The organism is Sulfitobacter pontiacus (assembly GCF_040790665.1).
Lineage (GTDB): Bacteria > Pseudomonadota > Alphaproteobacteria > Rhodobacterales > Rhodobacteraceae > Sulfitobacter > Sulfitobacter pontiacus.
In genome coordinates, this window is record NZ_CP160849.1 from 80,424 (window position 1) to 92,426 (window position 12,003).

Below are 12,003 nucleotides of genomic sequence, written 5' to 3' on the forward strand. Positions count from 1 at the left end.
CGGTCCTTTATTCTGAGGCCGTCTGGACAGCGGCACCTGCCGCCTCCAGGGCCGTATCATAGCTATCAACAAGGGCGGCAACCGATGGCCCGATCATGTCGAGCACCAGCGCCGGGTAGACACCCAACAGCAACGTCATTGCCACCAGCGGGGCAAAGATCCAGCGTTCGCGGCGCGACATATCGGTGATGGTGCGCAGGCTTTCCTTGATCAGATCGCCCATCACCACGCGGCGATAGAGCCACAGCGCATAGGCCGCCGAGAAGATCACCCCGGAGGTCGCAACCGCCGCGACCCAGGTGTTCACCTGGAACGTGCCCATGAGCGTCAGGAATTCCCCGACAAAGCCCGATGTCCCCGGCAGACCGACGTTGGCCATAGTGAAGAACATGAACACCAGCGCATAGGCAGGCATCCGGTTCACCAGACCGCCATAGGCGTCAATCTCGCGGGTGTGCATCCGATCATAGATCACGCCGACACAGAGGAACAACGCAGCCGAGATGAAGCCGTGGCTGATCATCTGGAAGATCGCGCCATCCAGCCCCTGCTGGTTAAAGGTAAAGATACCCATGGTCACGAAACCCATATGCGCGACCGAGGAATAGGCGATCAGCTTTTTCATGTCTTCCTGCACCAGCGCCACCAGCGAGGTATAGACAATCGCGATCGCCGACATCCACAGCACCAGCGGGGCCATCACATCTGCCCCCACGGGGAACATCGGCACCGAGAAGCGCAAGAAGCCGTAGCCGCCCATCTTCAGCAGGATCGCCGCCAGCACCACGGAACCGGCAGTCGGGGCCTGAACGTGTGCGTCAGGCAACCATGTGTGCACCGGCCACATCGGCATTTTCACCGCAAAGCTGGCAAAGAACGCCAGGAACATCATGGTCTGCAACCCGCCGACCACGGTGATCCCCGCAATCGAGAAGCTATCGGAGGCAAAGGTATGGGTCAGCAAGCTGACCTCGCATCCGCCGATACAGGTCGTGCCGGCATCCGCATACATCATCACCATCGCCACCAGCATCAGGACAGACCCGAGGAAGGTGTAGAGGAAGAATTTGAACGAAGCGTAAATGCGGTTCGCCCCGCCCCAGATACCGATGATCAGGAACATCGGGATCAGACCTGCTTCGAAGAAGAGGTAGAAGAGCACCAGATCCAGCGCCATGAACACGCCCAGCATCAGCGTTTCCAGCAGCAGGAAGGCGATCATATATTCCTTGACCCGCGTCTCTACGTTCCAGCTGGCAGCAATGACCAGTGGCATCATAAAGGTGGTCAGCATCACGAAAAGGATCGAAATCCCGTCAACGCCCAGACGGTATTTCAGGCCCATCAACCACTGCGCCTCGTCGACGAACTGGAACCCGGTGTTGGACGGGTCGAAGTCGAACAGGATGAACAGCGAGATCAGGAAGGTGACCGTCGTCGTGATCAGTGCGAGCCACTTTGCATTGCGCCCCGCTGCGGCGTCATCGCCCCGCAGGAACACAGCCAGAATAAGCGCCGCAAAGCTGGGCATGAAGGTAATGATGGAAAGCAAGTGATGATCCATTAGTGTGCCCCCCCGCTCATCGTCATCCAGGTCACAAGGACCGCGATGCCGATCACCATGGCAAAGGCGTAGGTAAATATATAGCCGGACTGCGCGCGCCCTGCCAGTCGGGTGAGGAACGGGATGATCCCCATAGCGACACCGTTCAGCGTGCCGTCGATCACATTGCCGTCCCCGCGCTTCCAGAAGAAGCGACCGATGGCCATCGCGGGTTTGACGAAGATCACGTTATAAAGTTCGTCGAAATACCACTTGTTCAGCAAGAACAGATAAAGCGGCCGCTGGTTCGCCGCCAGACGCGACGGCAGGGTCGGGTTCCAGATGTAGAACCACAGGGCCATCACAAGGCCAAAGACCATCGCGATGAACGGGCTGACCTTGACCCATGCCGGTGCGGCGTGGGCGTCGTCCAGAACGTGGTTGTCCGGTGCGATATACAATGCCCCCTCGCCCGGTGCACCGGCGAAGGCGGGACCGTGGTGACCGGCATCGGCACCTTGGCCGTCTTCAGCGTGGTCGCCTGCGTCGGCGTGGCTGTCTTCCGCCCCTTCAACATGGGTTTCACCACCGGCGGCCATCTCGGCCATGGGGATGCCATAGAACTCGCCCACATCCTCGGCATGACCAAAGAAGCTGTTGTACCAGATCATACCCGCAAAGATCGCGCCAAGGCTTAGCACGCCAAGCGGCACCAGCATGACCATCGGGCTTTCATGTGCGTGGTCATGGGTATGCTTGTCGCCGCGCGCCTTGCCAAAGAAGGTCAGGAACATCAGGCGCCAGCTGTAGAAGCTTGTCATCGCAGCGGCGATCACCAGCATCCAGAAGCCATACATGGACCCGCCGCCCCAAGCGCTTTCGATGATCGCATCCTTGGACAGGAAGCCCGCGAAGCCAAAGTGCGTCAACGGAATACCGACACCGGTAATGGCCAGCGTACCGATCATCATCGCCCAGAAAGTATAGGGGATTTTCTTACGCAGCGCGCCATAGTTACGCATGTCCTGCTCGTGGTGCATCGCGTGGATCACCGACCCCGCCCCCAAGAACAACATCGCCTTGAAGAACGCGTGGGTGAACAGGTGGAACATCGCGGCAGAATACATGCCAACGCCAGCGGCCACGAACATGTAGCCAAGCTGCGACATGGTCGAATAGGCGATGACGCGTTTGATGTCGTTCTGCACCAGACCGATGGTCGCGGCGACAAAGGCGGTGGTGGCTCCAAGGAAGGTGACGAATGTCATTGCCTCGGGGGCGACCTCCATCAACGGAGACATGCGGCAGACAAGGAAAACACCGGCCGTCACCATCGTCGCGGCGTGGATCAGCGCCGACACAGGCGTCGGACCTTCCATCGCGTCGGGCAACCATGTGTGCAGGAAGAGCTGCGCCGATTTACCCATCGCACCGATGAACAGCAGGATCGCGATCAGGTTCGCGGCATTCCAGTCGGCCCAAAGGAAACCAACGGTGGTTTCCGCCAGCTCGGGGGTGGCTGCGAAGACATCGTCGAACTTGATCGAGTCGGTCAGATAGAACAGGCCAAAGATACCAAGCGCAAAGCCGAAGTCACCGACACGGTTGACCACAAACGCCTTGATCGCCGCCGCATTCGCCGAGGGCTTCTTATAGTAGAAGCCGATCAGCAGATAGGATGCGACGCCCACGCCTTCCCAGCCAAAGAACATCTGAACAAGGTTGTCAGATGTCACGAGCATCAGCATCGCGAAGGTGAAGAACGACAGATAGGCGAAGAAACGGGCGCGATAGGGCTCCGCGTCCGAGAAATTCTCGTCATGGGCCATGTAGCCGAAGGAATAGAGGTGCACGAGGCTGGAGACCGTGGTGATCACGATCAGCATGATCGCGGTCAGACGGTCGAGACGGATCGCCCAATCGGTCGACAGGCTGCCGCTTTCGATCCAGCGCAGGATCTGGATGTGCTGTGTTTCACCGTCAAACGAAAGGAAGACGATCCAGCTGAGCAGCGCCGCGAGGAACAGTAGACCCGTTGCCACATATTGGCCGGTCTTCTCCCCGATCAGCTTCCAGCCGAAACCACAGATCAATGCACCGACAAGTGGTGCGAAAAGAATGATCGTTTCCATGATCTTAGCCCTTCATCACGTTGACATCTTCAACCGCGATCGTACCCCGATTGCGGAAGAAGCAGACCAGAATGGCCAGCCCGATTGCGGCCTCGGCCGCAGCGACGGTCAGGACGAACAGCGTGAACACCTGCCCCACCAAATCACCCAGATAATAGGAGAAGGCGACAAAGTTGATGTTCACCGCCAAGAGCATAAGCTCGATCGACATCAACATGATGATGATGTTCTTGCGGTTCAGGAATAGCCCGAAAATGCCAATGACAAACAGCGTCGCCGCTACTGTCAGGTAATGTTCAATTCCGATCATGTCGTCCCTCGGTTCTTTTGCCCGTTTCAGGCGTTCTTTAGTTCTTGTCGCGAGATGTTTCCATCCCGATCCCGTCGCATCTAGAAAATGCTGTAGCCGCCCACGACCACGATCAAAACCACGACAAGCACCACAATTGTATTACGTGACATGGATCACATCCTTGTTTGGGCAGGCCGCCTAAAGGCCCTGCCCGGGTTTCACATCATTCAGTTTCATCGCCAGCTTCGGATCGCGCATCATCTGATCGACCACGTTCTGGCGTTTCACATCCGCACGGTGGCGCAGCGTCAGCACAATCGCCCCGATCATCGCGACCAGCAGGATCAGACCCGACAGCTGGAACAGCAGGAAGTATTGATCATAAAGGATCAGGCCCAATGCGGCGGTGTTGTGCACCTCGTCGGTGATCACCTGCGTGCGCAGCCCTTCGGCGGCAGAGTTCGCATCCCACGCGCCGAACGCCATCACGAATTGCATCAGGATCACCAGACCGATCAGCAGGGCCAGCGGCATATAGCGCGCCATTTCGGCCTTGAGCTCGGCGAAATCGACATCAAGCATCATGACAACGAACAGGAACAGAACCGCGACCGCGCCGACATAGACAATGATCAGCAGCATCGCGACGAATTCGGCGTTGAGCAGCACGAAAAGCCCCGCCGCGCTGAGGAAGGACAGGATCAACCACAGCACCGAATGCACGGGGTTGCGGCTGATCACAGTGAACAGCCCGCCAGCGATCACGCTGATCGCGAAGAGGTAAAATGCGAAAACGCTCATGCGTCACCTTCCTTGTCATCCAAAACACCCTGCGCGATTTCCATTGCGCGGGTCATGGCGGGGATGCCGGCGAAAACCGCCATCTGCCCGATCGTCTCTATCACTTGCTGCTTGTGGGCCCCTGCCTCTACCGCGTGGATCACGGCCTGACGCAGCGCCACGTCATTCTGGGCACCCTGCATGGTCAGCCCCGAAATCGTCAGCAACATCCGTGTTTTGGCATCCAACCCGTTGGGGTTCATCGTATTGCCAAAAAACGTTTCCATCATGTCTTTGGGCATCTTGCCCATCATCGCCTCGAACCCTTTGGGGGAAAACGCATCCATTGCAGGAAAGGCTTTGGCCATATCCTGCATCTGACGCATCATCTCTTCAAAAGGGTTCTGGCTGTCGGTCATCGGTACGGCGCGTCCAGTTCGAGGTTGCGCGCGATTTCAGCTTCCCAGCGTTCGCCGTTGTCCAGCAGCTTGGCCTTGTCATAGAACAGCTCTTCGCGGGTCTCGGTCGAGAATTCAAAGTTCGGCCCCTCGACAATCGCGTCAACCGGGCAGGCTTCCTGACAGAAACCGCAATAAATGCATTTGGTCATGTCGATGTCGTAGCGCGTAGTGCGGCGGCTGCCATCATCGCGCGGTTCCGCGTCGATGGTGATCGCCTGCGCCGGGCACACCGCTTCGCACAGTTTGCACGCGATGCAACGCTCTTCCCCGTTGGGATAGCGGCGCAGGGCATGTTCACCACGGAAACGAGGGCTCAGCGGGCCCTTTTCATGCGGGTAGTTGATCGTCGCCTTGGGCTTGAACATATACTTAATGCCCAGCTTCAAGCCTTGATAGAAATCCTGCAGCAGGAAGTATTTCGCGTGACGGGTATAGTCGGTGTTAGCCATATCAGCCCCCTACTGTCCAACGGGCATAGATACCCCAGAACCAATCGAATTTCGCGGCGAAGGATACGAAGACAACCCAGAACAGGCTGAACGGCAGAAACACTTTCCATCCCAGACGCATCAGCTGGTCATAGCGGTACCGCGGGGTGATCGCCTTGACCAACGAGAAGAAGAAGAACACCAGCCCCATTTTCGCGACCATCCAGAAGATGCCGTCCGGCAGGCCGGGGATCGGCGACAGCCAACCGCCAAAGAACATCAGCGAGATCAGCGCGCACATCAGCACCACGGCGACCAGTTCACCGATCATGAACAGCAAGAAGGGCGTGGAGGAATATTCGACCTGATACCCGGCAACCAGTTCCGATTCAGCTTCGGGAAGGTCAAACGGCGGGCGGTTGGTTTCGGCCAGCGCCGAGATAAAGAACAGGATCAGCATCGGGAAGTGCGGTAGCCAGTACCAGTTCAGCAGACCGTAGTCGCCGCTTTGCGACAGCACGATGTCCCCGAAGTTCAACGAGCCAGAGCTGATGACGACGCCGATGATGATCAGGCCGATCGACACCTCGTAAGAGATCATCTGCGCGGCAGAGCGCAGCGAGCCCAGAAACGGGTATTTGGAGTTTGACGCCCATCCGCCCATGATCACGCCATAGACTTCAAGCGACGAGATCGCGAAGACATAAAGGATCGCGACGTTGATGTTCGACAGAACCCAACCGTCGTTGAACGGGATCACCGCCCAGGCAACCAGCGCCATAACCAATGTGACCATCGGGGCCATGAAGAACACGGCGCGGTCCGCACCGGCGGGCACGACCACCTCTTTGACGATGTATTTCGCGAAATCCGCAAAGGATTGCAGCAGACCGTAGATGCCTACAACGTTCGGGCCGCGGCGCAGCTGTACCGACGCCCAGATTTTCCGGTCGGCGTACATCAGGAACGCAAGGGCAAGAAGCAGGGGAATCACAACAAGGAAAATCTGGCCAATAATCAGCAGGATCGTCCCCAGCGTGGTGTTGAAAAAGAAGTCAGCCATAGGTCCTCACACCGTCGGTATGCCTTTTTCCATGCAGTTCTGCACGGTCACTTCAGCATCTATTGTCTTCAAGCCCGCAGGCAGGCTCGGCGAGATGGTGTAAACAGCATCTGCGTGCCAGACACCACCCTCGATCTCAACATTTGTACGCACGTGGCGGGCAAAACCAAAGCCCCGGATCAAAGTATAGCGCGCCGCGGCACATTCCGCGTATTCCGCTACATTCTCGGATGACTGCGCTTTGGTCATCGCCACGTCGAACTGGACAAGATCCCCGTCCAGCAGTTTGGTTTCAACACCGCGATACTCGGGAATGAAATCTTCGGCCATGGGCGCTTGCGTCTCGCAGGCACCCAGAACCAAAGGCAAGATCATCCCCAAAATCCTCACTCCGCCGCCAGTGGTTTTTCGCGGCGGGCTTTGGCGTTGGCCGAAAGCTCTGCCATCAACTGGCTGGCGCGGGCGATGGGGTTGGACAGGTAGAAATCGGCAATCGCAAAGCGCAACGGGCTGTCGCCCAGATCGCCTGTGGCCACAGGCTGCCATGCGTTTTCGGCAACCTGATCGATATTCCCCAGATGCGGGACATCAGCGACCAGCGCCTTGCGCAATGCCGCAAGCGAATCGAACGGCAGCTTGGCGTCCAGCTCGGCACTCAGCGCGCGCAAGATAGCCCAGTTTTCCTTGGCCTGACCGGGGGCAAAGCTGGCGCGCGCGGCAAGCTGCGGACGGCCTTCGGTATTGACGAACAAACCGCCCTCTTCCGTATAGGCGGCACCGGGAAGGATGATATCGGCACGGTGCGCGCCGCGATCCCCGTGCGAGCCTTGATAGATCACGAAGGGGCCAGCAGGAATGTCGCCCTCATCGGCACCGAGGTTATAGATCACATCGGCGGCCAGCACATCGTTGATGCCATTTTCGGCAACGGCACCGACATCCATCGCACCCACACGGGATGCGGCAGTGTGCAAGACCATGAAGCCGGATTGCGTCGCCTCGGCCAGCGCCATGGCAGCGGCCAGAACCTCTGCCCCATCTTCGCGCGCCAAGGCCCCCATGCCCACAACGATGACCGAGGATTTCTCGGCAATGTCGGCGTGATCCTTTTTCAGCAGGTCATTCAGCAGCGACGGGCTGTCGCCCAGATGATCGTAATCGTAGGTCAGATCGACCGCTGGGCCCATCAGCGCCACATCCGCGCCGCGGGTCCACGCCTTGCGGATACGGGCGTTCAGCACCGGTGCTTCCACTGCGGGGTTCGCGCCGATCAGCATCACGGCTTGCGCGTGATCCAGATCTTCGACCGTGGCGGTCCCGACATAGCCCGACCGGTTGCCCGCCGGCAGCTTCGCGCCATCGGTCCGGCATTCGACAACGCCGCCTTGCCCTTCGATCAGTTGTTTCAACGCATATGTCGCCTCGACCGAAGCAAGATCACCGATCAGACCGGCGACAGTCTTACCCTTCATCGCAGCAGCGGCAGCGGCCAATGCTTCGGGCCAGTCAGCTTTGCGCAGTTTACCGTTTTCACGAATATAGGGCGTGTCCAGACGCTGGCGGCGCAGTCCGTCCCAGACGAAACGGGTTTTATCGGAAATCCATTCCTCGTTCACGCCATCATGGTTGCGCGGCAAGAAGCGCATGACTTCGCGGCCTTTCGTATCCACACGGATGTTCGACCCAAGCGCATCCATCACGTCGATCGATTCGGTCTTTGACAGCTCCCACGGCCGTGCGGTGAAAGCATAGGGTTTCGAGACCAGCGCCCCCACGGGGCACAGATCAATGATGTTGCCCTGCAGGTTCGAATCGAGCGTCTGCCCCAGATAGGCTGTAATCTCGGCGTCTTCACCACGGCCGGTCTGGCCCATCTGGTGAATGCCCGCGACCTCGGTGGTGAAGCGCACACAACGGGTGCAGGAAATGCAGCGCGTCATATGGGTTTCAACCAATGGACCCAGATCCAGATCTTCGGTCGCGCGTTTCGGCTCGCGGTAGCGGCTGAAGTCAACGCCGTAGGCCATCGCCTGATCCTGAAGGTCACACTCGCCGCCCTGATCGCAGATCGGGCAATCCAGTGGGTGGTTGATCAGCAGGAATTCCATGACCCCCTCGCGGGCCTTTTTAACCATGGGCGAATTGGTTTTGACGACAGGCGGCTGGCCCTCTGGGCCAGGACGCAAGTCGCGCACCTGCATGGCGCAGGACGCCGCAGGCTTGGGTGGGCCGCCCACGACCTCCACAAGACACATCCGGCAGTTACCGGCAATCGACAGACGTTCATGGTAACAGAAACGCGGAATTTCCACCCCTGCTTCCTCGCACGCCTGAATGAGCGTCATCGCCCCTTCGACTTCGACTTCCTTGCCGTCAATGATGATCTTGCGGGTATCGCTCATATGCTTATTTCGCTCTCAGTAACGAACCGATCCGGCTCGATTTTTGGATTTCTGCACGCCCTAACGCACAATAGCTTTGCGGGTCCGAAGTATCGACCCCCTTCGCCTTTAAATATGCGGCCCCACGGGCCTTCATGCGCGCCTTTTCAGCATCGCTTTTGCGGTAGGCGTCAATTTCGTCCGACGTATAGCCCAAAGATTTCGCCGTATTGTGCACAGTGTTCAAATAGCTGAGCGCGCGGATCATACGGGCCGAGATATCGGGGCATTCTTTGCGAATCCGGTCGGCCAGTCCAAGATCAAGCAGCGCATCATCAACAGCCGGTACATCACGCAGCGGCGGCTTTGCGGCGACAGGGCTGGCCATCAGGGCCACGGTTGTTACGGCGATCAATACGTTACGCATCTTACTCTCCTCATGTAGCGGGGCGGACTGCCCCTTGCTACACATGGGAACTGACCCCGATGTTATTCAATAACATCACCGGATCAGCCATTTGCCAGCGGTATGTCGCGCAAACGGTCAGGAAGGGCAAGCCCCCTGAAACGTCAAAGCGTCGTCCACAAGGCGCAAATTCTCGGGCGGGGTGTCCGGCCCCACGACCCATTTGATATCCGAACTGCCATAGTTGGTCACACAATACACCGTCGCTTCATAGCGCGCCGCTTCGCGGGCACCGTTGATCGACTGCGGCGCATTGCGCACCCGCAGGGTAAAGACATCGCGTTGCCCGTCGACTTTGCTCAGCTTGGTGCGGAAATATTTACCATCAAAGGCCAGACGGTCTTCGCGGGCGGTACAGCCGGCCAAGACCGCGGCCGTTATACAAAATAGAACAATCTGCTTCATCTTCCCTCACTCTGCCGGTGTGGCCGGACCCGTCTTTTTGTGCAGCCCCCTGCCCGATCAACGGGTGAAAGCTATCGTTCTTCAGTCGTGCCTCAGAAGGCTGCGAAAATCGCCAGGACCGCCAAGGCCAGAATACAGACCAGCCCCAGCATAAAGAACAGCGACCGCATCGGCTGGTTGGTTGTCCCGATATGCACCACGGCCATCGCGACCCGCACCACCACGAACAGCGCCGCAAAGAGGTTCACCCAGAACACAGGCGCGCCAAGCAGCACCGCCGCAAGCGTCGATGCCAGAAACGGGCCCGACGCCTCTATCGCGTTCATGAACGCGCGTTCGCGGCGATAGACCACATCGTCGTAGTTCCGCTTGGGCTTGCCGCAATCGCAGCGCCCCTCAGGCGTGCGCCCCATGGTAGAGAGCGCGCCGAGGACACTGATCAGAATGGCCCAAAAAGCCAAAGCAGTCAGCGCGTGGCTATAGGCGGCAAAGCTTTCCATCAAAGGTTACTCCGCCGCGACGGCGCTGACGCGGCCGGTGCGTTTGTGCTTGATGCGATCCTCGATCTCGTCGCGGAAGTGACGGATCAGACCCTGAATGGGCCAAGCCGCCGCATCCCCAAGGGCGCAGATCGTGTGGCCTTCGACCTGCTTGGTCACGTCGAGCAGCATGTCGATTTCTTCGGGCTCCGCATCGCCGCGCACCAAACGGTCCATCACGCGCATCATCCAGCCGGTCCCTTCGCGGCATGGCGTACACTGACCACAGGATTCGTGCTTGTAGAACTTCGCCAGACGCCAGATCGCCTTGATCACATCGGTGGAGTTATCCATCACGATGACCGCAGCCGTCCCCAGGCCCGAGCGTTGTTCGCGCAGGTAGTCGAAATCCATGATCGCGTCGCGCATCTGCGCACCGGGGATCATCGGCACCGACGACCCGCCGGGGATCACAGCCTTGAGGTTGTCCCAGCCGCCACGGATACCGCCGCAATGCTTTTCGATCAGCTCTTCAAAGGTGATGCTCATCGCTTCTTCGACGACGCAAGGATTATTCACATGGCCCGAGATCGCAAACAGCTTGGTGCCCGCGTTGTTCGGACGGCCAAAGCTTGAAAACCATTCTGGACCGCGACGCAGGATTGTCGGGACCACCGCGATGGATTCCACGTTGTTCACCGTGGTCGGGCACCCATAAAGACCGGCCCCCGCAGGGAACGGCGGCTTCATCCGCGGCATGCCTTTCTTGCCCTCAAGGCTTTCCAGCAGCGCGGTTTCCTCGCCACAGATATAGGCACCTGCCCCGTGGTGCAGGTAGATGTCGAAATCATAGCCGGATTTGCAGGCATTCTTGCCCACAAGTCCCGCGTCATACGCCTCGTCAATCGCGGCTTGCAGCGCTTCGCGTTCGCGGATGTATTCGCCGCGAATGTAGATGTAGCAAGCGTTGGCATTCATCGCGAAGCTCGCGATCAGGCAGCCCTCGATCAGCGTGTGCGGATCGTGGCGCATGATCTCGCGGTCCTTGCAGGTGCCGGGCTCGGATTCATCGGCGTTCACCACCAGATAGCTGGGGCGACCGTCGCTTTCCTTGGGCATGAAGGACCACTTCAGACCGGTAGGGAAGCCCGCACCGCCACGGCCCCGCAGCCCCGAGGCTTTCATCTGGTCGATGATCCAGTCGCGCCCGTTCTTGAGGATGCCCGCCGTGCCATCCCAATGGCCACGCGCCTGCGCGCCTTTCAGCGTGCGGTCGTGCATACCGTAGATATTGGTAAAGATGCGGTCTTGATCCTGAAGCATGAAGCTAACCTTTATGTGTCACGGCTGGCCGCGCGGGCCCGCCTCATCTGATATATATTGACCATCGCCCAGATCAGGGCTGCCAGCGCGGCAAAGTCGAACAGCAGCGCATAGCGTCCGGGCAAGCCGAACTGCGGCGCAAGCCATTGCGCCGCGATCCAAAGCAACATGGTGCCGGCAATGACAAGGCCGACCATCCGGCCCTTACGGGCCAGCGCGATTTCTTCCTTATCTGTCATTACACGGCATC

At 58.8% G+C, this 12,003-nt stretch carries 14 protein-coding genes; all 14 read right to left on the reverse strand.

Features of this window, described 5'->3' with window-relative positions; genetic code table 11:
- Positions 1 to 7: 7 nt before the first annotated feature.
- The 14 genes from AB1495_RS00365 to AB1495_RS00430 all read right to left on the reverse strand — a co-directional run bounded on the left by AB1495_RS00365 (position 8) and on the right by AB1495_RS00430 (position 11,992).
- Complete coding sequence (locus AB1495_RS00365) at positions 8 to 1,564, reverse strand: NADH-quinone oxidoreductase subunit M (protein ID WP_009824853.1); 1,557 nt, start codon at positions 1,562 to 1,564, stop codon at positions 8 to 10.
- Entirely contained in the window at positions 1,564 to 3,675 is a 2,112-nt protein-coding gene (gene nuoL, locus AB1495_RS00370) for an NADH-quinone oxidoreductase subunit L (protein WP_074634415.1), read from the reverse strand. The genes AB1495_RS00365 and nuoL overlap by 1 nt, the downstream gene beginning before the upstream one ends.
- A 4-nt stretch (positions 3,676 to 3,679) precedes the next feature.
- Complete coding sequence (gene nuoK / locus AB1495_RS00375) at positions 3,680 to 3,985, reverse strand: NADH-quinone oxidoreductase subunit NuoK (protein WP_005853964.1); 306 nt, start codon at positions 3,983 to 3,985, stop codon at positions 3,680 to 3,682.
- A gap of 180 nt (positions 3,986 to 4,165) precedes the next feature.
- Positions 4,166 to 4,768, reverse strand: coding sequence for an NADH-quinone oxidoreductase subunit J (locus AB1495_RS00380; protein ID WP_005853967.1), 603 nt, complete (start codon positions 4,766 to 4,768; stop codon positions 4,166 to 4,168).
- On the reverse strand, positions 4,765 to 5,166 hold the full coding sequence (locus AB1495_RS00385) for a carboxymuconolactone decarboxylase family protein (protein ID WP_005853969.1): 402 nt from the start codon (positions 5,164 to 5,166) through the stop codon (positions 4,765 to 4,767). The genes AB1495_RS00380 and AB1495_RS00385 overlap by 4 nt, the downstream gene beginning before the upstream one ends.
- Positions 5,163 to 5,657 (reverse strand): NADH-quinone oxidoreductase subunit NuoI, encoded by a 495-nt coding sequence (gene nuoI, locus AB1495_RS00390; protein WP_005853971.1) that lies wholly within the window; start codon positions 5,655 to 5,657, stop codon positions 5,163 to 5,165. The genes AB1495_RS00385 and nuoI overlap by 4 nt, the downstream gene beginning before the upstream one ends.
- A 1-nt stretch (position 5,658) precedes the next feature.
- Positions 5,659 to 6,699 (reverse strand): NADH-quinone oxidoreductase subunit NuoH, encoded by a 1,041-nt coding sequence (gene nuoH, locus AB1495_RS00395; protein WP_005853973.1) that lies wholly within the window; start codon positions 6,697 to 6,699, stop codon positions 5,659 to 5,661.
- A gap of 6 nt (positions 6,700 to 6,705) precedes the next feature.
- Entirely contained in the window at positions 6,706 to 7,074 is a 369-nt protein-coding gene (locus AB1495_RS00400) for a hypothetical protein (protein ID WP_074634416.1), read from the reverse strand.
- Positions 7,075 to 7,085: 11 nt separating this feature from the next.
- Entirely contained in the window at positions 7,086 to 9,101 is a 2,016-nt protein-coding gene (gene nuoG, locus AB1495_RS00405) for an NADH-quinone oxidoreductase subunit NuoG (RefSeq protein ID WP_074634418.1), read from the reverse strand.
- Positions 9,102 to 9,105: 4 nt separating this feature from the next.
- Positions 9,106 to 9,507, reverse strand: coding sequence for a DUF5333 domain-containing protein (locus tag AB1495_RS00410; RefSeq protein ID WP_037964163.1), 402 nt, complete (start codon positions 9,505 to 9,507; stop codon positions 9,106 to 9,108).
- A gap of 117 nt (positions 9,508 to 9,624) precedes the next feature.
- The gene (locus AB1495_RS00415) at positions 9,625 to 9,951 is read right to left on the reverse strand and encodes a hypothetical protein (protein ID WP_074634419.1); all 327 of its coding nucleotides are present in this window, start codon (positions 9,949 to 9,951) and stop codon (positions 9,625 to 9,627) included.
- Positions 9,952 to 10,043: 92 nt separating this feature from the next.
- Positions 10,044 to 10,451 carry an MAPEG family protein gene (locus AB1495_RS00420; RefSeq protein ID WP_037944459.1) on the reverse strand — a complete coding sequence of 136 codons (408 nt, stop codon included), beginning with the start codon at positions 10,449 to 10,451 and terminating at the stop codon, positions 10,044 to 10,046.
- Between the two features lie 6 nt (positions 10,452 to 10,457).
- Positions 10,458 to 11,753: an NADH-quinone oxidoreductase subunit NuoF gene (nuoF, locus tag AB1495_RS00425; RefSeq protein WP_009824861.1), complete on the reverse strand. Its 1,296-nt coding sequence runs from the start codon at positions 11,751 to 11,753 to the stop codon at positions 10,458 to 10,460.
- An 11-nt stretch (positions 11,754 to 11,764) separates the two neighbouring features.
- Entirely contained in the window at positions 11,765 to 11,992 is a 228-nt protein-coding gene (locus tag AB1495_RS00430) for a DUF5337 domain-containing protein (protein ID WP_005853987.1), read from the reverse strand.
- Between the last annotated feature and the right edge of the window lie 11 nt (positions 11,993 to 12,003).

Excerpts from the sequence above, each read along its gene's own strand:
- AB1495_RS00365 (WP_009824853.1), bottom strand. The coding sequence starts at position 1,564 with ATGGATCATCACTTGCTTTCCATCATTACCTTCATGCCCAGCTTTGCG.
- nuoL (WP_074634415.1), bottom strand. The coding sequence starts at position 3,675 with ATGGAAACGATCATTCTTTTCGCACCACTTGTCGGTGCATTGATCTGT.
- nuoK (WP_005853964.1), bottom strand. The coding sequence starts at position 3,985 with ATGATCGGAATTGAACATTACCTGACAGTAGCGGCGACGCTGTTTGTC.
- AB1495_RS00380 (WP_005853967.1), bottom strand. The coding sequence starts at position 4,768 with ATGAGCGTTTTCGCATTTTACCTCTTCGCGATCAGCGTGATCGCTGGC.
- AB1495_RS00385 (WP_005853969.1), bottom strand. The coding sequence starts at position 5,166 with ATGACCGACAGCCAGAACCCTTTTGAAGAGATGATGCGTCAGATGCAG.
- nuoI (WP_005853971.1), bottom strand. The coding sequence starts at position 5,657 with ATGGCTAACACCGACTATACCCGTCACGCGAAATACTTCCTGCTGCAG.
- nuoH (WP_005853973.1), bottom strand. The coding sequence starts at position 6,699 with ATGGCTGACTTCTTTTTCAACACCACGCTGGGGACGATCCTGCTGATT.
- AB1495_RS00400 (WP_074634416.1), bottom strand. The coding sequence starts at position 7,074 with ATGATCTTGCCTTTGGTTCTGGGTGCCTGCGAGACGCAAGCGCCCATG.
- nuoG (WP_074634418.1), bottom strand. The coding sequence starts at position 9,101 with ATGAGCGATACCCGCAAGATCATCATTGACGGCAAGGAAGTCGAAGTC.
- AB1495_RS00410 (WP_037964163.1), bottom strand. The coding sequence starts at position 9,507 with ATGCGTAACGTATTGATCGCCGTAACAACCGTGGCCCTGATGGCCAGC.
- AB1495_RS00415 (WP_074634419.1), bottom strand. The coding sequence starts at position 9,951 with ATGAAGCAGATTGTTCTATTTTGTATAACGGCCGCGGTCTTGGCCGGC.
- AB1495_RS00420 (WP_037944459.1), bottom strand. The coding sequence starts at position 10,451 with ATGGAAAGCTTTGCCGCCTATAGCCACGCGCTGACTGCTTTGGCTTTT.
- nuoF (WP_009824861.1), bottom strand. The coding sequence starts at position 11,753 with ATGCTTCAGGATCAAGACCGCATCTTTACCAATATCTACGGTATGCAC.
- AB1495_RS00430 (WP_005853987.1), bottom strand. The coding sequence starts at position 11,992 with ATGACAGATAAGGAAGAAATCGCGCTGGCCCGTAAGGGCCGGATGGTC.